The sequence below is a fragment of the Marinobacter sp. AC-23 genome, from assembly GCF_001858325.1.
GTDB lineage: Bacteria > Pseudomonadota > Gammaproteobacteria > Pseudomonadales > Oleiphilaceae > Marinobacter.
The window spans coordinates 1-22,332 of sequence record NZ_MBPP01000015.1 but is presented as its reverse complement, the minus strand read 5'-3'; the positions used below and the strand labels follow the sequence as shown (position 1 = coordinate 22,332).

The 22,332-nt window shown below is 53.5% G+C and carries 21 protein-coding genes, 2 tRNA genes and 3 pseudogenes; 14 read left to right on the top strand and 12 right to left on the bottom strand.

Annotated elements, in window-relative coordinates; all coding sequences use genetic code 11:
- Positions 1-56: 56 nt before the first annotated feature.
- On the top strand, positions 57-1,937 hold the full coding sequence (locus BCA33_RS06385; RefSeq protein ID WP_071264336.1) for a hypothetical protein: 1,881 nt from the start codon (positions 57-59) through the stop codon (positions 1,935-1,937).
- Positions 1,938-2,026: 89 nt separating this feature from the next.
- On the opposite strand, the gene BCA33_RS06380 is transcribed toward BCA33_RS06385, so the two are convergent.
- Positions 2,027-2,113: transfer RNA gene (locus tag BCA33_RS06380), tRNA-Leu, on the bottom strand.
- Positions 2,114-2,369: 256 nt separating this feature from the next.
- Here BCA33_RS06380 and rnr point away from each other — a divergent pair.
- The 8 genes and pseudogenes from rnr to alr all read left to right on the top strand — a co-directional run bounded on the left by rnr (position 2,370) and on the right by alr (position 10,613).
- Positions 2,370-4,891: pseudogene (rnr, locus tag BCA33_RS06375) on the top strand (ribonuclease R).
- Positions 4,892-4,906: 15 nt separating this feature from the next.
- Positions 4,907-5,644 carry a 23S rRNA (guanosine(2251)-2'-O)-methyltransferase RlmB gene (gene rlmB / locus BCA33_RS06370; RefSeq protein ID WP_071264334.1) on the top strand — a complete coding sequence of 246 codons (738 nt, stop codon included), beginning with the start codon at positions 4,907-4,909 and terminating at the stop codon, positions 5,642-5,644.
- Between the two features lie 231 nt (positions 5,645-5,875).
- The gene (gene rpsF / locus BCA33_RS06365) at positions 5,876-6,334 is read left to right on the top strand and encodes a 30S ribosomal protein S6 (protein ID WP_071264332.1); all 459 of its coding nucleotides are present in this window, start codon (positions 5,876-5,878) and stop codon (positions 6,332-6,334) included.
- A 25-nt stretch (positions 6,335-6,359) separates the two neighbouring features.
- Complete coding sequence (gene rpsR / locus BCA33_RS06360) at positions 6,360-6,590, top strand: 30S ribosomal protein S18 (protein ID WP_071264330.1); 231 nt, start codon at positions 6,360-6,362, stop codon at positions 6,588-6,590.
- A 26-nt stretch (positions 6,591-6,616) separates the two neighbouring features.
- The gene (locus BCA33_RS06355) at positions 6,617-7,483 is read left to right on the top strand and encodes a hypothetical protein (protein ID WP_071264328.1); all 867 of its coding nucleotides are present in this window, start codon (positions 6,617-6,619) and stop codon (positions 7,481-7,483) included.
- 20 nt (positions 7,484-7,503) lie between these two features.
- Entirely contained in the window at positions 7,504-7,950 is a 447-nt protein-coding gene (rplI, locus tag BCA33_RS06350; RefSeq protein WP_071264326.1) for a 50S ribosomal protein L9, read from the top strand.
- A 180-nt stretch (positions 7,951-8,130) separates the two neighbouring features.
- Positions 8,131-9,537, top strand: coding sequence for a replicative DNA helicase (dnaB, locus tag BCA33_RS06345; protein ID WP_071264324.1), 1,407 nt, complete (start codon positions 8,131-8,133; stop codon positions 9,535-9,537).
- Positions 9,537-10,613 (top strand): alanine racemase, encoded by a 1,077-nt coding sequence (gene alr / locus BCA33_RS06340; protein WP_071264323.1) that lies wholly within the window; start codon positions 9,537-9,539, stop codon positions 10,611-10,613. The genes dnaB and alr overlap by 1 nt, the downstream gene beginning before the upstream one ends.
- Here the strand turns inward: alr and BCA33_RS06335 are convergent.
- Complete coding sequence (locus BCA33_RS06335; protein ID WP_071264321.1) at positions 10,610-10,963, bottom strand: hypothetical protein; 354 nt, start codon at positions 10,961-10,963, stop codon at positions 10,610-10,612. The genes alr and BCA33_RS06335 overlap by 4 nt on opposite strands.
- Positions 10,964-11,136: 173 nt before the next feature.
- Here BCA33_RS06335 and BCA33_RS06330 point away from each other — a divergent pair, with 173 nt between their 5' ends.
- Positions 11,137-12,015: a sugar nucleotide-binding protein gene (locus tag BCA33_RS06330; protein ID WP_071264319.1), complete on the top strand. Its 879-nt coding sequence runs from the start codon at positions 11,137-11,139 to the stop codon at positions 12,013-12,015.
- Positions 12,016-12,042: 27 nt separating this feature from the next.
- Here the strand turns inward: BCA33_RS06330 and fnr are convergent, their stop codons facing one another.
- From fnr to ylqF, 3 genes are all read right to left on the bottom strand, one after another.
- Positions 12,043-12,798: a fumarate/nitrate reduction transcriptional regulator Fnr gene (gene fnr, locus BCA33_RS06325; protein WP_071264317.1), complete on the bottom strand. Its 756-nt coding sequence runs from the start codon at positions 12,796-12,798 to the stop codon at positions 12,043-12,045.
- Positions 12,799-12,943: 145 nt separating this feature from the next.
- Positions 12,944-14,158 (bottom strand): beta-ketoacyl-ACP synthase I, encoded by a 1,215-nt coding sequence (gene fabB / locus BCA33_RS06320; protein ID WP_083394654.1) that lies wholly within the window; start codon positions 14,156-14,158, stop codon positions 12,944-12,946.
- A 19-nt stretch (positions 14,159-14,177) separates the two neighbouring features.
- Positions 14,178-15,113: a ribosome biogenesis GTPase YlqF gene (gene ylqF, locus BCA33_RS06315; protein ID WP_071264315.1), complete on the bottom strand. Its 936-nt coding sequence runs from the start codon at positions 15,111-15,113 to the stop codon at positions 14,178-14,180.
- Positions 15,114-15,330: 217 nt separating this feature from the next.
- Between ylqF and BCA33_RS06310 the strand changes: the two genes are divergently transcribed.
- Entirely contained in the window at positions 15,331-15,774 is a 444-nt protein-coding gene (locus BCA33_RS06310; protein ID WP_071264313.1) for a Spy/CpxP family protein refolding chaperone, read from the top strand.
- A gap of 85 nt (positions 15,775-15,859) precedes the next feature.
- Here BCA33_RS06310 and lipA read toward each other — a convergent pair whose 3' ends face one another.
- Entirely contained in the window at positions 15,860-16,900 is a 1,041-nt protein-coding gene (gene lipA, locus BCA33_RS06305; protein ID WP_071264311.1) for a lipoyl synthase, read from the bottom strand.
- Positions 16,901-17,038: 138 nt separating this feature from the next.
- Positions 17,039-18,316, bottom strand: a complete 1,278-nt coding sequence (locus BCA33_RS06300) for an O-acetylhomoserine aminocarboxypropyltransferase/cysteine synthase family protein (RefSeq protein WP_071264309.1) — start codon at positions 18,314-18,316, stop codon at positions 17,039-17,041.
- 180 nt (positions 18,317-18,496) lie between these two features.
- Between BCA33_RS06300 and BCA33_RS06295 the strand changes: the two genes are divergently transcribed.
- Positions 18,497-18,829, top strand: coding sequence for a multidrug efflux SMR transporter (locus BCA33_RS06295; protein ID WP_071264307.1), 333 nt, complete (start codon positions 18,497-18,499; stop codon positions 18,827-18,829).
- 10 nt (positions 18,830-18,839) lie between these two features.
- Here the strand turns inward: BCA33_RS06295 and BCA33_RS06290 are convergent, their stop codons facing one another.
- The 4 genes and pseudogenes from BCA33_RS06290 to BCA33_RS06280 form a co-directional block, all read right to left on the bottom strand.
- Entirely contained in the window at positions 18,840-19,196 is a 357-nt protein-coding gene (locus BCA33_RS06290) for a PACE efflux transporter (protein ID WP_254774225.1), read from the bottom strand.
- 16 nt (positions 19,197-19,212) lie between these two features.
- Positions 19,213-19,269, bottom strand: a pseudogene (locus tag BCA33_RS21470) (hypothetical protein); the annotation flags it as partial.
- A gap of 91 nt (positions 19,270-19,360) precedes the next feature.
- Positions 19,361-19,437, bottom strand: a tRNA-Met gene (locus BCA33_RS06285).
- A 103-nt stretch (positions 19,438-19,540) separates the two neighbouring features.
- Positions 19,541-19,834, bottom strand: coding sequence for a site-specific integrase (locus tag BCA33_RS06280; protein WP_071264305.1), 294 nt, complete (start codon positions 19,832-19,834; stop codon positions 19,541-19,543).
- A gap of 373 nt (positions 19,835-20,207) precedes the next feature.
- Here BCA33_RS06280 and BCA33_RS06275 point away from each other — a divergent pair, with 373 nt between their 5' ends.
- Positions 20,208-20,591: a hypothetical protein gene (locus BCA33_RS06275; RefSeq protein ID WP_071264303.1), complete on the top strand. Its 384-nt coding sequence runs from the start codon at positions 20,208-20,210 to the stop codon at positions 20,589-20,591.
- Positions 20,592-20,601: 10 nt separating this feature from the next.
- The gene (locus tag BCA33_RS06270; protein WP_071264301.1) at positions 20,602-21,576 is read left to right on the top strand and encodes a caspase family protein; all 975 of its coding nucleotides are present in this window, start codon (positions 20,602-20,604) and stop codon (positions 21,574-21,576) included.
- Between the two features lie 482 nt (positions 21,577-22,058).
- Here BCA33_RS06270 and BCA33_RS06265 read toward each other — a convergent pair.
- Positions 22,059-22,332 (bottom strand): annotated as a pseudogene (locus BCA33_RS06265) (IS110 family transposase); the annotation flags it as partial.

The window sequence follows — 22,332 nt, the reverse complement described above, 5'->3', positions numbered from 1 at the left end:
CGGCCACATCCCCTAAAGTAACGGCACAACCTCTAACAAGGATAAACGGTTGCGTGATGAAACCCCTTATATTTCTGCCTGTTTCCGTACTTTTTCTCACCATTGCCGGCTGCGGCAAGGAATCCGATGAGCTGCCTGTAGACGGGCGAGACTTTGATGGTGTGCAATACAGCGATCCGGCACCCTACACAGGAAGGGTAATAGACGGCTACCTGAAAAACGCCCGAGTGTGGCTGGATTTAGACGGCGACAACCAATTTACGCCGGGGCCGATGGAGTTCGAGCTGGCCTCTGGTCGAACGGTTACCCTGGCCTCCGGCGAGCCTACAGCCATGAGCGGCGAAGACGGCCAGTTCTCGCTGAACACCGTTGAACTTGTGATGGAGCCAGATGTGGGGCCCAACATCGATCCACGTGCATTCCCTTTATATGCTTTGGCCCTTCCCGGGAAAACCCTGGAGCAGACGCGCAGCGGAGATGTGCCGGTTCCCCATGCATTTTTGCTTTCTGCAGCGCCAGGCGTACGCAACATTACGCCTCTAACAACGCTGGCTCGCTATCGTCGCCTTGTAGCACTTGGCCCATTTCTGGGGTCTGATGATTCGTCGTTATCTGGTTTGGCGGGCATCAATTTACTAAGGGATTATGTGCTCGCCGAAGATGATCGTGCCCATGCATATGCGAGAGCCATGGCGCGCTTTATGGCTAGCCAGTTTCCAGATGCCTACAACGATTTACTGGCCGAGCCCGGGAGTGATGGCACGGAGTATTACCTTAGCCGCGAGGGTGCCTTTTTGCTCGGGATTTCTCTGGTTCAAAACGCCGGAGGTGTGACTGCCGCCGTTGATTCAGCGGCTCAGGGCAACTACGCGAATGTAGACATTGGCCTCATCGACTTGCCCCAAGTGCCTCTGGAATTGAGCGATCCGGTGCTGCTCACCAGCCAGAGCATTTATGCTCAGCCTGAGCGATCGGATACGCTCCCTGCGAATCGTTCAGATGTACTTATTTCGGCCAAATTGGCGTTTGACTACAGCGCGGATGGGCGCCTGCAATCTATAAGCGCTGATGGCTGCCTTGCTCCCTCCATGCAAGAGATTGCAAGGTTGGTGAGTGTTAATGGCTATATGGCAAAACTCAGTACCCAGTGGTTGCCCTCAGCGGCGTTGTCGCCTCAGAGCGAAATCGCGTATTCCAACTCGGGTGTTGATGAGCGCCTGGAGTTTGACTGGGCAGCCGGCACGGCCAGTTTTGAAACCGGCACCACCTGCCATCAGCTTGAGGGTGTTCAGCCTGGTTCGACTGAAATGGGTGGAAATCCCGAGGTAACCTACCGTTGGAGCTATAACGATGGAGCATTGGCAGAGCTGGTTGCCGAGATCCGCCAGCAAAGTGGCACCATTACCCGGACATTAGTGCCGAAGCTTTCAGAAGCCCCCACCGGTTTTCCTGGGTACCAGCTCAAGGAGGAGGGTGTTGAACTGGAATCTCTGATCTACAGCAGTGCGTTTCAAGATTGTACGATTGATGAAGAAGTTGATGTCGAGAATACAGCGCAGGTAGTCACCGGGTTTCATAGCTATGTCTTCTCGGGGTACGAGCCTCAGCCCGAGCCATTCTCTGGGCTTGCCTTCGAGTTTGACACACGCGGTGATCTTAACCGGCCATTGCGCTACGGCTTCCTGGCGCCGGAGATGTCCGGGCTTAGTCACGTAGATGCCGATAATGGTTTTGAATGGGCGCTGTATTACCCAGCCAGAACCAGCGAGACACCTCCCGGTGGCACGCCCAACCTCATTCAGAAAGCGTATCTTAAGAGTTATAGTAGCAATCGCGCTTGTGGTCGTAAGTTCGAGGATGAGCCGTCTGGAATATACGCGCGGGTAGATTACGCCTACAAAAACCTCTCTGAATATTTGGTGGAGCTGCTGGACTAATCAAAAGCTGGGCAGAGTGGGAGGGCTGTTTGGTGTTTTCTTGAAGTTTTTTTGGGAATGCTTACTTGACCATTTCTTGGGGAAAGAAATGGTGCCGAGGAGAGGACTTGAACCTCCACGCCCTTGCGAGCACTAGCACCTGAAGCTAGCGTGTCTACCAATTTCACCACCTCGGCAGGTGATTTGCAGATTTACCGTTAGTTTGTTGAAAACTGGCGGTTTCTGCCAAAGATGATATGTTGCCTCATCTGATGGCGCGTACTTTAGTAATTCCCGCTTAAGCTGTCAAACATTTTTTCAGCGGTTGGGCGGCAGGTATTTGTGCTTATAAAAGGTGGGTTGTTAGGCAGCCGACCTGTACCAACGTATACTATATTGCAAATGAATATGACCAGCGCCGTTGTGGCGCCGCATTGAAGAGCAAGGATTTGAATGGTTTCCAGGAATAAAAAGCACAAAGACCCTCACGCTGGCCGTGAGGCTCAAAATTATGACAACCCGATTCAGAGCCGGGAGTTCATTCTCGCGCACCTGAAAGAGCGAGGGGCGCCGGCAACACACGAAACGTTGTGTTCCGAATTAGGTCAGGCAGAACCCGAAGGCATCGAAGCACTTAGGCGCCGCCTGATTGCCATGTGCCGTGATGGCCAGCTTATTTGTAATCGCCGTGACGCGTTTTTACCCATTGAAGAGGCCGATCTTGTTAGCGGTCGGGTTATTGGCCACAAAGATGGCTTTGGCTTTTTGGTGCCAGACGATGGCGGGTCGGATCTGTTTCTTACCGCCCGGCAAATGCGCCAGGTTTTTCACGGTGACCGTGTGGCTGCCCGAGTAGACAAGGTTGATGACCGTGGCCGGCGTGAGGGCGTTATTGTTGATGTCATAGAGCATCGCACGCAGCAAACAGTTGGGCGCTTTTTTAATGAAAGCGGTATTGCCTACGTGGTGCCCGAGAACGCCCGTATCAATCACGAAGTCTTGATACCCAAAGAGCATATGGGTGAGGCGTATCATGGCCAGTATGTGGTTGTGGATATTCTACGCCAGCCTACGGTTCGCACGCAGCCTACTGGCAAGATCGTCGAGATTCTGGGTGAGCACATGGCCCCGGGGATGGAGATTGATGTGGCTATCCGTTCTTACGACATTCCTCATAGCTGGCCTACAGAGGTAGGTGAGCAGGCGGCGGCAATTCCGGGCGAAGTTGAAGAGAAAGATAAAAAGAACCGGGTAGATATCCGCAATATGCGGCTGGTGACTATCGACGATGAAACCGCTCGGGATTTCGACGATGCCATTTATTGTGAGCCAAGAGGTAGAGGCGCCTATCGCTTAGTAGTCGCGATAGCCGACGTATCTCATTACGTGCGCACGGGCTCACCCCTGGATGAGGAAGCTGTGCGCCGGGGCAACTCTGTGTACTTCCCGGATCACGTGGTGCCCATGCTTCCAGAGAAGCTGTCCAATGGCCTGTGTTCCCTGAATCCAGATGTAGATCGCCTGTGCATGGTGGCAGATATGACCATCAGCGCTGCAGGCAACATAAGCGGTTACACCTTTTATCAAGCGGTCATGCGCAGCCATGCGCGGCTGACTTATAACAAGGTCAGCGACATGTTGGAGCGGCCAGATTCAGAGCCGGGATATCGGCTGTCTGCCCAGTACGCCGATGTGCTTCCGCATTTGCATAACCTGTACGATCTATACAAGTTGCTGCGCAAAGCGCGAACAGAGCGTGGTGCTATCGATTTTGAAACCACAGATACTCGTATTGTTTTCGATGCCGAGCGCAAAATAGAAGAAATTGTGCCGGTGTATCGCAACGATGCTCACAAAATTGTGGAAGAATGCATGCTGTGCGCCAACGTGGCGGCGGCGCGCTTCCTTAAAAAGCACAAGATGCCGGCACTTTACCGGGTACACGATGGGCCCGCTGAAGAGCGGCTTAATTCGGTGCGTTTGTTCCTTGGTGAACTTGGGTTGCAATTGGATGGGGGCGACAAACCGACCTCCGCCGATTATCAGGCGTTGTTATCCCAGATATCTGATCGGCCAGACGCAAAAGTAATCCAGATGGTTATGTTGCGCTCGCTCAGTCAAGCGGTATACAGCCCTGAAGAAAGTGGCCACTTTGGCCTTGGTTTTCCAAGCTATGCCCACTTTACGTCACCGATTCGTCGCTACCCCGACCTTATTGTGCATCGGGCTATCAAATCCCGGATACACAATCCTGAGGTGACGAAGGATGTGGTGTCGCCGGCCGTGTTTGATCCAAAGCTGGCGGAGTACCCATACGATTACGCCAAAATGGAACGGATGGGCGAGCACGTGTCGATGACGGAGCGGCGCGCCGATGACGCGACCCGTGATGTTATGGCGTGGCTCAAGTGCGAGTTCCTCAGCGACCATGTTGGCGAAGAGTTTGATGGCGTGATTGCCGCTGTGGTGCCCTTTGGGTTCTTTGTTGAGCTTTCAGGTGTGTATATCGAAGGCCTTGTGCATGTCTCTACCTGAACGGCGACTATTTCCATCACGATTCTGCGAAGCACCGCCTGATTGGTGAACGTACCGCTATTAGCTTCCGCCTGGGTGACGAACTGCGTGTTCGTGTTATGCGGGTTGGCATGGAAGACCGCAAGATCGACCTGGAGTTGGTCAGCGAGCCGACGCGTCGCCAAGCAGATCGGGATGCTCTGGATGTGGCCAAGCGGGATACCCGAGGCAAAGATGGCAAACGCGCCGATAAGGGCCGTAGCCGGGGTGGTGCTCCTGCGGGTTCTAAATCTGGCAAAGGCGGTAAGCCAGGCAAGTCTGGAAAGGCGGGCAAGCCGGCCAGTGCGAAAGCCCAGTTGGTAGCGGAAGCTGCCAGTGAGGCTGGCAAGAAGCCAAAGAAAGCCCCGGGTAAGTCAGCCGGTGCCAGCAAGCCGCGGAAGCCACGTAAGACAGATAAATAACAGGAAGCTGAACCAGTGTCCGAAGAATTTGTATTTGGCTGGCACGCGGTTGAGGCTGTCCTCAAGCGCGAGCCGGAAAGGTTGCAGCAGGTTTGGATTCAGACTGGCCGGCAGGACAGGCGAGTAAAAACCATCACAGATGCCCTGGATGAGCTGGGGGTTAAGTGGGGGGTTGTCCATCGTCGGGAGTTAGATGAGCGGGTTGGTGGGGTTCATCAGGGTGTTGTTGCCGCAGTCAGTGAAAGCCGCGAGTGGACAGAAGACGATCTTCTGGCCCAGCTTGCGGCAAGCGACAAGCCGCCGTTTTTGTTGGTGCTGGATGGCGTAACCGACCCACACAACCTGGGTGCGTGTATGCGTACCTGTGATGCGGCAGGGGTGCAGGCGGTTATTGTGCCCAAAGATAAGTCTGCCTCGCTCACGGCAGTGGCCCGCAAGGTTGCCTGTGGTGCCGCCGAAACCGTGCCGTTTGTACGTGTAACCAACCTGGCCCGTTTTCTTCGTACCCTGCAAGATCAGGGAGTTTGGTTGATTGGCACCGCCGGAGAGGCGAAGGCCACGCTGTATCAGGCAGATTTTAAAGGCCCGGTGGCGTTGGTTATGGGCGCGGAAGGCAAGGGCATGCGCCGGCTTACCCGCGAGCACTGCGATCAGCTTATCAATATCCCCATGCTTGGCCATGTGGACAGCCTCAACGTTTCGGTCGCTACGGGCGTCTGTCTTTACGAGGCTCTGCGTCAACGCCTAGGTTAACTCTTGCACACTGGGCTATGTCCGCCTAGAATGCGTGACCCCTTTTTTAAGGGGGAGGTTTTGTATTGCCTTTGGTTAGGTGTGCAACGCCTCGCTTTTGATTAAGCCTTTCTGGTAAAGCCTTATTGATAAAGCAAAAAAACCGGCGGCTCAGGCTGCCACCTCCTTGCTTTCATGCTTCCCGGCTAGCCCGCGAATTACTGAAAGCTGTTCAAACCGTAGGGAGAACTCATGCGTCACTACGAAATCGTATTTATGGTACACCCGGATCAGAGCGAGCAAGTGCCCGCGATGATCGAGCGTTATACCGCCCTCATCACTGAAGATGGCGGCAAGGTAAATCGCTTGGAAGATTGGGGCCGTCGTCACATGGCATACCCGATCAACAAGATTCACAAAGCTCACTATGTGCTGATGAACGTAGAATGTTCACAGACAGCGATGGACGAGCTGACTCACAACTTCCGGTTCAACGATGCCATTATTCGTGACCTGATTCTGCGTCGCGATGAAGCCGTTGCTGATATCTCTCCGATGAAAGCCGCTGAGTCCCGTGAGGACCGTCGTCCAAGCGGAGATGATCGTCCACGTCGTTCAGCTGAACCTTCTGATGATCGTCAATCTGAGGAGCGTCAAGAAGAGCCTCAGGAAGACAGCCAGAAAGCTGAAACCCAGGACGAAGAAGAGTAATTAACCGGAGTTGAGGAGTTACGTTATGGCTCGTTTTTTCAGACGTCGTAAATTCTGCCGTTTCACGGCAGAAGGTGTTAAAGAGATCGATTATAAGGATCTGGACACCCTGAAAGGCTACATCACTGAAACCGGCAAAATCGTGCCCAGCCGTATTACCGGCACAAAAGCACGTTATCAGCGTCAGTTGGCTACCGCTATCAAGCGCGCTCGCTTCCTGGCACTGCTGCCGTACTCGGACAGCCACGATAACTAAGTAACAGATATACAGGACTTGGGACCATGCGTGCTCTAGCACAATTTGTAATGCGCGGTCCCCTGCAGGCCAGCGGGGTAGCAGCGGTTACAACTGCGGTGCCTTTGCTGTTCTGGATTGGCGCAGCAGTTGTCGGCCTGGTAATTCTCAGGCTTGGCATTAGCCAGGGGCTTGCCATCGGCCTTTGGGCATTACTGCCAGCTCTTGGCTGGAGTGTGTTCGGAGGCGATCCAACAGCCTTGGCCGTGTTGCTGCAGGTGATGCTGATGGCGTCATTGATCAGAACAACGCTGTCCTGGGAGAGAGCCCTTTTAGGAGGGAGCTTTCTGGCGATCGTTATGGGGCTTACGTTGCCCATGATGTATCCCGGTTTGCTGGACGAGCTCGTTCGCGCCGGGGTCAGTTTTTACGAACAGTACAATGCTGAAGTGGCCCAATCCCTTGGGAGTGATCTCGAGACGGTTATACGGGACACCATGAACGCCAGTATGGCCGGTAGCTACCTGGCAGTGGGCGTGGGCATGACAATGCTTGCAAGAGCGTGGCAGTCGGGGTTGTATAACCCTGGCGGTTTCCGAAAGGAGTTTCACGACCTTAAGTTGTCACCCGCCATCGCTGTGGTTCTTACGGTTACCATGGTAGTAGGCCCCTTTATTGGGCTGAACTCCATGTTGCTGGCGTGGGTAGCCGGAACGCCGATGTTTTTGGCGGGGCTGGCTCTGATTCATGGCATTGTTGGGCGTAAACAGCTGAGCAGCCATTGGCTTGCGATGTTTTATGTTGCGCTGGTGCTTTTGGGCCCAAGTCTGATGATTCTGTTAGTGGTTCTGGCTTTTGTGGATAGCTGGTTGGATATTCGGGGGCGCATAAAGCCCGCCGGGCCGACTGAATAAAGCACGAAGAGGTTAACGAGATGGAAGTTATTCTGCTCGAGAAAGTTGCAAACCTTGGCACCCTGGGTGACAAGGTAAAAGTTAAGTCCGGTTACGGCCGTAATTTTCTGCTTCCGTATGGCAAGGCTGCGCCTGCCACTGAAGCAAACCTGAAGGCGTTTGAAGAGCGTCGTGCCGAGCTTGAGAAAGCGGCAGCTGACAAGCTGGCAACAGCTCAGTCCCGCGCTGAGGCTCTGGAAGGTGCATCCTTCACAGTAACCTCTAAAGCAGGTGACGAAGGTAAGCTGTTCGGCTCCATCGGTGTGCGTGATATTGCAGACGTAATCACCGCTGCAGGTACTGAAGTTGAGAAGAGCGAAGTTCGCCTGCCGGAAGGCCCACTACGGGTTACCGGTGAGTACGAAATCGAGCTTCACCTGCACTCAGACGTTGATGTGACTGTTACGCTGGCGGTAGTTGCCGCGTAACCTGCTTTCTTTGAAAGCAGTGCCGGGTTTTGCTCGGCACACCCAACAAGCCCGAACCGTTAATACGGCTTTCGGGCTTGTTGCTTTCTGGTATGCTGGTAGCCTCCAGTAACCCCTTCCCATAGCCGCGACATTTCTCATATATTGTTGTGGTTGTGACGTTTAACTGAAGAAGTGTTCATGGCCAAGCCTAATCTGAAGCCCGCAAATACCGATCTGGAAACCAGTCGCATTAAGGTGCCTCCCCATTCAGCAGAAGCGGAGCAGGCGGTACTTGGTGGACTTATGCTGGATAATCGGCGGTTTGATGAGATCACCGAGATAATCTCTACTGGTGATTTTTATCGTCAGGATCATCGGCTTATTTTTGGCGCCGTGGAGCGCCTTGCCAATGAAAACGAACCGCTGGATGTTGTTACCCTGGCCGAATTTTTGGAGCGAGCCGGAGATATTGAAGACGCCGGCGGGTTGTCTTATTTGGCCGAACTGGCCGAGAAAACACCGGGTGCTGCTAATATACGCGCCTACGCCGAGATCGTTCGCGAACGCTCCATCCTCAGGCAGCTTGTGGAAGTGTCGGGCAAGATTTCCGACGCTGCGTTCAACCCACAGGGTCGCAACAGCAACGAAATTCTGGATGAAGCTGAACGCAACGTCTTTCAGATTGCCGAGTCCCGGGTTAAAGAGGGTTCAGGCCCCCAATCTATCAATCCGATTCTTACCAAAACCCTTAGCCGCATAGAAGAGCTGTTTGAATCTGGCGAACAAACCACCGGTTTGACGACAGGCTTCAGGGATCTTGATGATCAGACATCCGGTATGCAGCCGGCAGATCTCATCATAGTGGCAGGCAGGCCCTCTATGGGTAAGACCACGTTTGCCATGAACATTGTCGAAAATGCGCTGATAAGCACGGGCACTCCGGTTCTGGTGTTCAGTATGGAGATGCCAGCAGATGCGCTGGCCATGCGTATGCTTTCGTCTCTTGGGCGTATCGATCAAACCAAAATTCGGGGCGGTAAACTCGAAGAAGACGATTGGCCCCGCCTAACCTCTGCCGTTAGCCTGCTTAAAGACAAACCGTTATATATTGATGATACGCCAGGCCTCAGCCCCACAGAGCTGCGCTCGCGCGCGCGCAGGATCGCCCGGGAGAACGGCGGCAAAATTGGGCTGATCATGGTGGATTACCTGCAGTTGATGCGGGTGCCCGGTAACACGGAAGGCCGAACGGCGGAAATTTCCGAAATCTCTCGATCTTTGAAGGGCATTGCGAAAGAGCTTAGTTGCCCGGTAGTTGCACTTTCACAGCTTAACCGAAGCCTTGAGCAGCGGCCCAACAAGCGGCCTATCAACTCGGACTTGCGGGAATCTGGTGCGATTGAGCAGGATGCGGACGTCATCATGTTTGTTTATCGTGATGAGGTATACAACGAGGACACGCCGGATAAGGGTATTGCAGAAATTATTATCGGCAAGCAACGTAACGGCCCTATCGGTACGCTTCGCTTGGCGTTTATTGGCAAGTACACCAAGTTTGAAGACTTGGCCCATGGTGACTACGGCGATTATGGTGGTGAATACTGATGCCGCGCAGCACAACCGCCCGCATTGATCTGAATGCTCTTCGTAATAACTACTGCACAGCGCGTGAACGTGCGGGCAGTGCCAAAGCAATGGCTGTTGTAAAGGCAGATGGCTATGGCCATGGCATTGCCCAGGTTGCATCCGCCTTGGCGGATGTTGCGCCCAAGTACGCCGTTGCTTGTATTGAAGAAGCTGCGGCTATTCGAGCAGCTGGCCTTGCCCAGCCGGTGGTTCTGCTGCAGGGCGTGCATGCGGCCGGTGATTTGGCGGATTGCGCACAGCAGAATTTTGAACCGGTATTGCACGGCGAGCACCAATTGAACTGGCTGGAGCAGGGGGGCCACGCGCCCGATTTTTGGTTGAAGGTTAACACCGGCATGAACCGCCTGGGTTTTCGGCCGAATGAGCTGCCTGCTGTGATGGCCAGGCTTGAGAAGATAGGCGTTGGCGGCCGACTGCATGGCTTTGTAAGTCACTTTGCCTGTGCCGACGATGCCGAAAGCACAATGACCGCTGCCCAAACGGCTACGTTTGAAACGGCTACCGCTCCCTGGCCCCAGCTACTGAAAAGCGTGGGTAACTCTGCTGCGCACTTCATTTCCGGCCAACCACTGTTTGATTGGAGCCGCCCGGGTATTATGCTCTACGGTGGCTCCCCAGTGGTGGGCAAGACGGGCCCGGAGCTGGGTCTTGAGCCCGTGATGACCCTGGAGGCACCACTTATCACTACGCGTGTTGTAAGTGCTGGTGAAAGTGTTGGTTATGGGGGTGCCTGGGTGGCACAGCGCGATACCCGAATGGGTATGGTGGCTATTGGTTACGGAGATGGTTATCCCCGTCATGCAGGCACTGATACGCCCGCAGCGATAGACGGTCGCCGTATTCGGCTGATCGGCCGGGTGTCCATGGATATGCTGGCGGTGGATCTGAGCAATGCGCCGGAGGCCCGCGAGGGCGACCCCGTTGAGCTTTGGGGGCGCACCGTAGGGGTTGATGAGGTTGCCAGCTGTGCAGGTACCATCTCTTATGAGCTGTTAACGGGCGTTACCAGCCGGGTTCCCCGTACATCTTTTTAGTGCTCTGGCTCGTGAATGATTTCCTCAATGAAATCGAGAATGGAGTCCAAGCTGCGATCATCCAGTTTTTTTAGTACTTTATGGACAACCATTTTGCTACCTTTGAGCATGCTGCCGATGCCCACCTTGGCCATGCTTAGCATCATCTTGCTGGCTCTCAGGCGCCGCAGGGGCTCGATAAAAAAGAAGTCCAGGCCGGCGTCAGTCATGTCTACGATCAGGCCGTAGAGCTTGTCGATTGCCTCTTTGTCGGCCTTGCCTCGCCCGCGCAGCTCTTCCACGATATATAATGCACGGGTACGTAATTCATCGGGAATGGGCGCTACAATGTGGCTGTGTTGTTTTAACATGACGACCTCTAGTGATGTATATTTTTGATAGCACTAATAAAGGTGGTGTTATCTGAGAGAGCCTGACTACACCCTGTATTGTAGGGCATTGTATTAATGAGTGGCGAGAAGCCATTGGCCTGGCGGAACGCTGAAACCGTCATATGAGTTATATCCGGAGGCATTGAGTTCTAGTGCATGTACTTGTTGTTCACGATTATGGCCCCTTAGGGAAGGTTCTGCTTGAGCGGCTTCGGGAAACGTCGCTGCAGGTCAGCCCTTTGCTGGTCAGCAACCCGGACAACGCAGATCTCAGTGCTCTGGAGCACTGGATCCCGGAAGATACAGATCTCATTGTTAACGCGCTCTGGCTGGCCGATCCAGAAGCCGCTGAACGGGATCCCGAGGGCACCCATAAGGCAGCGTTTTCTCTGCCGGTAGCCATCGCGGAGTTTGCCCGTGACCGACGCATTGCTCTGTTCCAGTTGTCATCTTGTTATGTGTTTGATGGTCGCAAGCAAAGTGGTTATTTAGCCTCCAACCCCGGTCAGCCAATGAATCAGTTGGGTGGCTGGCAGTGGGAGTGCGAGCAGGCGCTACGCACACTCATGCCCCGGCATATCATTTTACGCACGGGCTGGAGCCTGGGCCGCTTTATCCGCAAGGTTCAGGCGAATGCGGCCGTCACGGAGGTTCTATCACTGCCAGGGCGGTGTGTGGGCCAGCCGGTCTCAGTAAGAGACCTCGCACGGGTAATAACGGCTGTTATACAGCAGCTAGATTGTGGTGCAGAGGTATGGGGAACATTCCAGTATGCGGGCGCTGAAGAAATCAGCCTGTACGAGCTGGGCCTGGCAATCGCGGGCTTGCCGCAGATTTCTGAAGATCTTCATGTGGTGGACGATATGCCGCCATGGGGCGCCCTGGAGCCGCCAAACACTACGCTGAACTGCACAAAAATCCGCAATACATTTGGAATAAAACAGTTCCCTTGGCGCTCGGGGTTGGTTGGTGAGCTGGAAACGCTGAAGAATGAGGCGGTGCGTGCAGAAGCTGGAGCACCAGCCACCTAGTGTAGGCCGGTGCAGGAAAAAGGCAGTTTATTGGCTGCAGCCTTGGCGGGAAAACTCCCGTGTTACCAATTGCAGTGCTTCAACATCCAGCAGCTCCACTTCACGCCCCCGTGCCCGGATGATGCCTTGATTCTGAAAGCGGGTGAAGACCCGGCTAACCGTTTCTACGGCAAGCCCCAGAAAGTTGGCAATGTCATTTCTGGCCATTGGCAGGCTAAAGTTGGTAGGTGACATGCGCCTGCGCTGGAAGCGGCTGGACAGCGACAAAAGCAGAGATGCAATGCGTTCTTCGGCTGTGTTCTTGCTAAGCAGCATGGCAAGCTGATGGCTGTTCTGGATTTCCTGGCCCATCAGGCGATACATGTGGTGCTGTAAATCCGGCAGCTTACCCGTGAGCTCTTCCAACTTGTCTATCGGGAACTCGCATACGCTGGTGCGTTCGAGAGTCTTGGCTGTGCAGGCGTAAGTCTCGCCGCTCATGCTGTCTAGGCCCACAAGCTCGCCAGGCATAAAGAAGCCTGTGACCTGCTCTTCACCACCCTCGGTAATAATCGATGTTTTAATTGAACCGCTCTTTACCGCAAAGCACGAACGAAACGGCGAGCTTTGGTCAAAAATGTGTTCGCCGCGATTGTAAATACGCCCCTGTTGAACAATGTCTTCCAGGCTGTCCAGATCGTTGTCCTGAATAGCGAGTGGTAAGCACAGGTTGCTTAGGCTGCATTGGTGGCAGGAAGCTTTGAGAGCAGAGGTAGCCTGGCGTAGTCTTGTTGCTTGGGTCATTGGTTATAAACCGTCCAGGTTGATGCAAATCAATTTGATATTTTAATACGCGGGGGCGAGTTTGCCAATGATGAAGCTTAAGGACATGTGCATATAGTGGAAATATAAAAGGCGGAGCCGCTGGACTGGCTCCACCCAGACGCCGTTAAGCCGACAGCCTCTCAAAAATCAAAGAGGCGTTTGTGCCACCAAAACCGAAGCTGTTGGACATAACAGTATTAAGTTGTGCTTCCCGGCCTTGTGGCCCTACCAGCGGTATATTTCCAATGGCCTCATCTATCGAGCTCAGGTTGGCGGTGCCGGCTATAAAGCCGTGCTGCAACATCAGCAGTGAATAAATTGCTTCGTGAACGCCCGCCGCGCCCAAAGAGTGGCCCGAGAGGGACTTGGTGGAGGATATGGCGGGAATGTCAGCGCCAAAGGTTTTCTGCACGGCGCCCATCTCCGCTAAATCGCCCACTGGGGTGCTGGTGCCGTGGGCGTTGATGTAATCGACCTTCCCACGAATGGTTGCCATGGCTTGGTTCATACAGCGTTGGGCGCCTTCGCCGGAAGGGGCGACCATGTCGTAGCCGTCGGAAGTGGCGCCATAGCCGGTCAGTTCCGCGATAATGTTGGCCCCGCGTTTTTGTGCGTGCTCCAGTTCCTCAAGCACCACCATGCCGCCGCCACCGGCGATCACAAAACCATCTCGCCCTGAATCAAACGGGCGGGACGCAGTTTCCGGCATGTCGTTGTATTTGGTGGAGAGCGCACCCATGGCATCGAACATCATGGTTAGGCTCCAGTCTTCTTCTTCACCGCCGCCAGCAAACACAATATCCTGCTTGCCGTATTGAATCTGCTCCATGGCATGACCAATGCAGTGCGCACTTGTGGCGCAGGCCGAAGACATGGAGTAGTTAACGCCACGAATCTTGTAGGCGGTAGCCAGGCAGGCAGAAACCGTGCTGGTCATGATGCGAGGCACCATATAAGGCCCGATGCGCTTTACGCCTTTCGCCCGCATGATATCGGTTGCCTCTACTTGGCTTGAGCAAGATGAGCCTCCGGAACCGGCAATCAGCCCTGTGCGGTCGTTGGAAATTTGCTCGTCACTAAGGCCTGCCTGGGCAATTGCTTGCTCCATAGCGAGGTAACTGTACATGGCAGAAGGGCCCATGAAGCGTCGCATCTTCCGGTCGATAACCGTGGTATCGACAACCGGTGAGCCAGAAACCTGGCTGCGAAACCCTTTTTCTTTGTAGGTTTCATTAAAGCGGATGCCTGAGGCTCCGGTTTTAAGGCTTGTATGAACCTCATCAAGGGAGTTGCCCAGGCACGAAACAATACCCATACCGGTAACAACGACTCGTCTCATACCGTTCTCCTAATGCAGTTTACAGGCGGCGACCAGAGCGGGATGCTTTGGCAGCGGCTTTCTTATCTGCCAGTTTAGACTCTTTTTCGGCCTCAACGACAGCGGCATCCTGTATTTCTCGTTCAACCATTTTCGGTGTCTCAAGAGAAATTCGCCCAAGTGTACCGGCGCGAAATTCATTGAGTAATACTTCTGAGACCTTGTTCAGATCCGGCACACCGCCACGCCCCAGAAACCGTCGCTTCGCGGCAATGCCGTCCATCACGGCCAGGCCGTCCACCGGCAGATCATCAAAACCGTAGCGCGCTTTTATCAGCTCCGGGTAGGCTTCCCGTAGGTAATCGGCCTCAAACATCGCGATGTCTTCAAAATCCAGAACGGAGCTGCGAATGGCTCCGGTGATCGCCAGCCGATAGCCGCAAGCTTCGGGCGAGAGCTTTGGCCACAGGAACCCAGGCGTATCGTAAAGAAGAACGTTGTCCGGCAATTTGATGGTTTGCTGCGCCTTGGTCACTGCGGGCTCATTGCCGGTTTTTGCAGCCGGTCGGCCGGCCAATGTGTTGATCAGAGTGGACTTTCCTACGTTTGGTATGCCCAAAATCATGACCCGCAGTGCGCTTTTTTGGCGATCGTGATTTGGTGTCATTTCACTGGCCAGCCGGAGAATATCCAGCGCCTCGCCGCGTTGGTTGCGGGTGAGGGTGATAGTTCGCACGCCCCGCTCTTTTTCCAGCCAGGTCTGCCATTGCGCGGTAATTTCCGGATCCGCCAGGTCGCGTTTGTTAAGGACTCTGATCAGTGGCGTGTCGCCGCGCAGCTCGGGCACCAGAGGGTTTTCGCTACTGAAGGGGATGCGTGCGTCGAGCACCTCAATGATGAGATCCATCTGAGGCATGATCTTTTTGATCTCCTTGCGGGCCTTATGCATGTGCCCTGGAAACCAGTTAATAGCCATCGATTACGCTCCGGAAGTATGTGAACCGCGCCATTATGACGGGGAATGACTAAACTTTCACATTTGTTTCAATGCGCTCGTGCAGCGGGTTCAGGGCGGGCATGGCGCACAACATGTACAAATAGAAGGGATATCGGGGTGAAAAACAGGGGCAGGATGCTTTAGGGTGTTAATCCAGTTAATTACCACTAAAGCAAATCGTTAACGGAGATTTTTTATGAAGCTCGCAAAACTTTTTGGTACGGCTCTTGTTACATTGAGCCTGTCAGCACCAGTATTGGCCCAGCAAGCAGCCGGTGGCCAGCCGGATCAGGTTGACCAGCTGGCGCAGATGGTAGGGCTTTCAGAAGATCAGCAGGAAGAGGTTCGTGGCATCCTTGATGGCATGCAGGATGAGATCGGAACCCTGCGCGAAGAAGCCAAAGCATTGCAGCAAAAAATGCAGAGTGAGATAAAAGCGGATTACGATGAAGACGCTATCCGCGATCATGCTGAAGATCTTGGTGAGGTGACCGGTGAAATCGCAGCGCTTTCAACGCTGATGCAGGCCAAGGTAGACAGCGTGTTTACTCAGGAGCAGCGTGACGAACTCGATAAGAAAATGCAGCAGATGCGCCAGCAAATGCAGCAGCGCCAGATGATGCAACAGCAAGGCCAGTAACATACTTGCTGCCCCCTCCCTTGCAGGTTGGGGCGAAAGCAAAGGGGCAGTGCACAGCCAATGTGTGCACTGCCCTGGCTCAGTATCAGTCTATAGCTTTTACGGGTATCTGCATGGCGCCAGAGTCAGGCACCTTGGGCACAGCTAGCCCCAGATTGTTTTTGTCGAATACTTTGTCTGCCCGGTAACTGGAGCGCACCATAGGCCCAGAGGGCACTTCCATAAAACCCTTCTCAAGACCGATCTCGCGATACCTGTTGAAAGCTTCGGGGGTTACATACTCCTCCACCGGTAAATGGTTCGGTGTAGGGCGTAGGTATTGGCCCAGGGTCAGGATATCCACGCCAATGGCGCGCAGGTCGTCCATCGTGGCAAGAATCTCTTCCTCAGCCTCCCCCAGGCCCAGCATCAGGCTGGTTTTGGTGAGCACATCTGGGCGATGTTGTTTAGCATGAGCCAGTACACTGAGCGTTTTCTGGTAACCGGCGCGTGGATCACGCACACGGCGGGTCAGTCGCTCCACGGTTTCCACGTTCTGCGCAAATACTTCAAGGCCGGAATCCAGCACTTTCTCCACATCAGACATCACTGCATCGAAGTCTGGCGTCAGCGCTTCCACAGCAACGTTGGGTGTGCGCTTCTTGATTGCGGAAACGCAGGCGGCGTAATGGGCAGCGCCGCCATCCTCCAGGTCGTCCCGGTCTACCGATGTAAGCACAATGTAACGCAGCCCCATCAGCTCGACAGATTTGGCCGTGTTTTCTGGCTCGTCTTTGTCTAGCCAACCATTGGGGTTGCCGGTATCCACCGCACAAAACCGGCAGGCGCGAGTGCACACAGAACCCAGCACCATGATTGTCGCGGTGCCAGCAGTCCAGCACTCGCCAATATTAGGGCAGTGAGATTCCTGGCATACGGTGCTCACCCGGTTTTCGGTGACGTTTTTTCGAACGGCTTCAAAGCGTTCGCCGCCCGGCATGCGTGCTCTCAGCCATTTGGGCTTTCGATCAACCGGTACCGATTCCTGCTTTGCCGAGCGCTTCACGCCATCTTTGATGGCCGAAAAACCATGCTCGTTGCGGAATTTGGAACCACTGGTGACGCGGGGCTTTGCGCTTTCGCTCATTGCAACCGGACTCTCATTAAGGCTTGGGGAACTCTAGAGAATAATCGCTGACGGGACAGTTACAAGGCAGGTAAGGGCAATCACTGGGTTATGGGCGGGGTGTCGGGCACGACTTCGGTCGTACCCGGCTGAGGCCAATTACGCTTGGGCTTTTTCCAAGGCCTGTGTAATGTCGGCCAATATATCGTCTACGTGCTCAATGCCAATAGACAGGCGCACCAGGTCTTCACTTACACCTGCGTGCTCGAGCTCTTCCGGGCTCAACTGACGGTGCGTGGTGGTTGCCGGGTGGCAAGCCAGCGATTTGGCGTCGCCAATGTTCACCAGGCGATAGATCAGATCCAGCGCATCAATGAACTTTGCGCCGGCTTCGCGCCCGCCCTTGATGCCGAAGCTCAGAATGCCCGAAGCCTTGCCGCCACAAATTTTGTCGCAAGTGGCTTTGAACGGGCTGTTAGCCAGTGCTGCGTAGTTAACCCACTCCACTGCCGGATGTTCCTGCAGGTAGTTGGCAACTTTTTCAGCATTCTCGCAGTGGCGCTCCATACGCAGGCCAAGAGTTTCCAGGCCTTGCATGATCAGGAACGAGTTGAACGGCGAGAGGGCAGAGCCGGTGTTACGCAGAGGCACAACGCGGCAGCGGCCGATAAAGGCTGCAGCGCCCAAGGCTTCTGTGTATACCACACCGTGATAAGACGGATCCGGCTCGTTCATCATGGGGAACTTGGCGCCGTTGGCTTTCCAGTCAAACTTGCCTGAATCCACAACACAGCCGGCTACGGTGGTGCCGTGGCCGCCGATGTACTTGGTGAGAGAGTGAACCACAACATCTGCGCCGTGCTCGAACGGGCGGCAAAGATAGGGCGTAGCTACGGTGTTATCAACAATGAGTGGGATGCCGTGTTTGTGGGCAATTTCGGCCCAACGGGCAATATCCACCACGTTGCCGGCTGGGTTGCCGATGGATTCGCAGAACAGCGCGCGCGTTTGGTCATCGATGGCGTTTTCGATGGCGTCGAAGTCATCGTGGCGAGCCATACGGCATTCAATGCCCTGGTTGGGCAGTGAGTGGGCGAACAGGTTGTATGTGCCGCCGTATAGCTGGCTTGTGCTTACAATGTTGTTGCCAACCCGGCAGATGGTTTGCAGAGCATAGGTGATGGCAGACATGCCAGAGGCAACGGCCAGAGCACCCACGCCGCCTTCAAGTGCGGCCATGCGCTCTTCAAGAACCGAGTTGGTGGGGTTCATGATGCGGGTGTAAATGTTGCCCGCAACCTTCAGGTCGAACAGATCTGCACCATGTTGGGTGTCGTCGAACGTGTAAGACGTGGTTTGGTAGATCGGTGTGGTGGCCGCCTTGGTAGTGGGGTCGCCGTTAAAGCCGACGTGTAGGGCGAGCGTTTCAAATTTCATGTTAACTTCCTTGCGAATGGGCAGTCGGTATTATTGCTTTAGTGAGCCAGTATGCCATATAGATTTGGCGGAGTTTATAGCGGTATGCAATCGTGACATACCCAAACATAATATGTTTGCCTTACAAGGTCTTCCGTGAGCCGTGGGGCAATAAATCATTGAGGATGAAAGGTGTGACTGATGAATAACTGGGTTTTACTGGGGGTGGCCATCGTGGCAGAAGTTGTGGCCACATCTGCGCTTAAAGCGAGCGAAGGGTTTACCCGGTTGGTGCCTTCGGTGGTGGTCATCCTGGGCTATGGTGCCGCGTTTTACCTGTTGTCCTTGGCGTTACGCACCATTCCGGTTGGTATCGCTTACGCAATCTGGGCTGGCCTGGGTATCGTTCTGATGGCTGCCGTAGGTTGGCTGGCGTTCGGGCAGAAGCTGGATGCCTGGGGCATGGTTGGTATGGCGCTGATAGTTTCCGGCGTGTTTGTGCTGAACGCGCTGTCCCAGGCAGGCACTCACTAATCGAGAGGCGCTAATCGAGTGACGCCGCTGCATCTGTGTCGGGGAAGGTTGTGTCGTAACACCAGGTAAACACAAAGGCGTAAACCAGATAAAACAGGGCAAATGAAACGTCCACCAGAAACGCTTCCAGTAGTTCAATCTCCATCCACCACGCAATAATCGGCAGAAAAACGATCAGCAGCCCCAGCTCAAAACTGAAAGCATGCAGGAAGCGAAGTTTTATGGATTTGCGTGTAGAGCCTGTTAGGCGTTTCAGGGTGTGGTCGAACCCCAGGTTAAACAGGTAGTTCCAAGTTGTGGCAAGCGTGGCGCCAATTAGCCAAGCACGCCGGTTTTTCGAGAGAGTAACCGAAAACAAAGGCTGCAAGGGGAACGGAAATCAGCAGCCCGATAACTTCAAAGGAAACCGCTTGCCGGATTCTGTCGCCGGTGGTTCTCATGAGGACTCTCCGCTAGGGCAAGGCGTTGCGCGTTTGGGTTACCCGAAAATAAAAAAAGGCCGCGACGTGAATCGCGACCTTTTTCAAATACTGGTAGCAAGGGGCGGAGTTGAACCGCCGACCCCGGCATTATGAGTGCCGTGCTCTAACCAACTGAGCTACCTTGCCACATCGCTTCACCAAAGGAAGCGGCGCGTATCATATGTATGGAGCGCGGGAGTGTCAATAGCTGGCCTGTAAATCTGATCGCGGAACGCCTTTCGTATGAGTATTAACTTCCTTTAAATCCTTTTGAAACATAGCGTTGAAGCGTTTTCTGACCAGTTCGTTGCGTGCTCACGCTGTTATTACGCCGTATCGCGAGATGCGACAAAAATTGCTCCACCTCCTTTGCCGAGCAGGTAGAAGGGTGCTGCATGTCATGAAAACGGATGAAGCGCTTGATCCAGTGACAGTAGGTCTGTTCAGTTTTGTAGGCCAGGTTCCGGCTGCGGATCAGTGCCCGCAGCTGGTCCATGAAGCGGGTAGGAGTGTCTGGTAACTTTGGTGGTATATCCAAGATCATAGGTTCAGCCTCCATGCTGTTTTTATATACAGTATTTTGAGCGAGGCTCGCCGTAATTGCACGGCAAAAGACGGAGATATACGACAACTGTCGCAAAACTTCGTAATTTTTCGGTTGGGCAGCTTACAACCCTATGAAAAATCTGAAATAGTCAGTGTGTAACGATGGTAGATAAGCGAACACGTATTTTTGGGAGAATCCGACAATTGACGCTTATTTCCAAGCGAACTACCTTATAGAATAGGTAGTTTGTTGATAAAAAAGACAAATTTTATGGCTTGCATGTGCCACGCAGGGAAATAGGCGCATATGGATAGATGTCATTTGTCGTTGAATTAGCTGTTGGGCTTTTCTATTAACTAAGGAGTAAATAATGAGCAAGAAACGTATTTTTATCAGCTTTGCTATGGAAGATAAGACTCTTCGTGATTTTCTTGTGGGGCAAGCAAAAAACGAAAAGTCACCGTTCGAATTTGTAGATATGTCCGTTAAAAAGCCATGGGACTCCGCATGGAAGACAAACTGTCGGATGAAAATTAAAGGCTGCGACGGCGTAATAATTATAGTCACCAAAAACACCAAGAATGCTGACGGCCAGCTATGGGAAGTAAAATGCGCGAAGGAAGAGGGCATATCGCGTCGCGGCATATACGGAAGCTCCACGGATCGTCCTGCGACCTTACCCAAAGAGCTTGAGGGTACTCGGGTCGTTAATTGGACATGGGACAATATTAAAAACTGGATTGATACACTGTAACGGAGGCAACATGAGGAAGGCTCTAGTTGTTGGTATTAATTACTATGCGCATGTCTCGCCCCTATTTGGGTGTGTAGACGATGCGCATGCAGTAAAAGCAGCCTTAGCAAGAAATGGTGATGGCACTATAAACTTTGACGTTCAGATATTCACTGGGACCGGGCCATCAGACCAAGTCACGAGAGGCCAGCTGAAGGATTACGTCAAAGAGCTGTTTGAAGATGATAGTGAAATTGCTCTCTTTTACTTTGCTGGCCACGGCTACGTTGAATCAACGGGTGGTTACCTTATAGGTAGTGACTGCTCTAGAGGGGATGATGGCCTCTCACTGAATGACATTTTGGCTATTGCTAATAAATCGAAAGCGCGGAATAAAATAATCATTTTGGATAGCTGTCATTCTGGCATTGCCGGAACGCCCGCTACAAGTGGTGATAACGCAGTAATTGCTGAAGGCGTAACGATTCTGACAGCATCAACCGCAGAGCAATACGCTACTGAGAAAGATGGTCGGGGTGTTTTCACAACTCTGTTCGTCGACGCATTGAATGGAGTTTCTGCCAACTTGTTAGGTGACGTGAGTCCCGGCGGAGTTTATGCCTATATAGATCAGTCTCTGGGAGCTTGGGAACAAAGACCTGTTTTCAAAACAAACGTTAAGAGTTTTGTGTCGTTAAAAAAAGTTCAGCCAACTGTTCAGCTCTCAGATCTTCAAAGGCTTCTAGAGATATTCCCCTCGCCTGGCCATGAATTCAAACTTGATCCATCTTTTGAACCAGAAATGAAAGGCCGTAGCGAGGGAATGCCAGACCCTGACCCTGAAAATACGCGCACCTTTGCTATCTTGCAGAAATTTAACCGGGTTAATTTGGTTGTCCCGGTAGATGCGCCACATATGTGGAATGCAGCAATGGAAGGTAAAGGGTGTCGTTTGACGGTGCTTGGTGAGCACTACAGGCGCCTAGTCGAGAAAGGGCGAATATAGTAGTGAGCACAAAGCCTAACACATATGAGCCTTCTCGGAATCAATAGGCAATAGTCGTTTTTTTGGCCGCGCCAGCGGCCAATCTAAACCCATGAGCGAGAACGCCTGCTTCGTCAGTCTCGTAGAGCTGTCAGGCACTTACAGCAAACACATATAGGGGCTCTCTTACGTGGCTTTAGGCCACAGCCTGACCGGTCGTTCCTTCGGTGGGTCAGGGGCACCAGACATTCATCGGTTAACCGATCACTGGCACTATTCAAACGACGGGCTGCAGGGCTCCAGTTAGGTTCAGGCTCAGGACCGGTGTAAGCGCACTGGCTCATGGTATTAAGGCACGCCCACGGGCTGGCTAATCAAATCGCTCTGGCTTCGACATCGGTGACAGAGAACTGCGGCGGTATCGGGTACCAGTCAGCGGACTCGCAGTCTTCACAGTCATCCTCTCTGATCCAGTTAGACATCATGCTCAGCCCGTGGCGTGACTAACCTTTCAGGAATCGTTGTTCATCGAACACCCTCTTGTCTTTGAGCATGAAGTAGGCCGCCCGCCCCAGTTTGTGGGCCAGCGCAGACAGGGCCTTGGGTTTGTTCATGCGCTTCTGAAGTTTTTCGACGTAGCGCTTGGCTTTATCGCTGTTACGGATAAACAGTACCGCTGCCTCGGAGAAGGCCCACTTCAGATGGGCATTACCGATTTTGTTGCCTGGGTGCCGTAGACCTTGCCGGCGGACTCCGCTTTGCACTTCACCAAGCGAG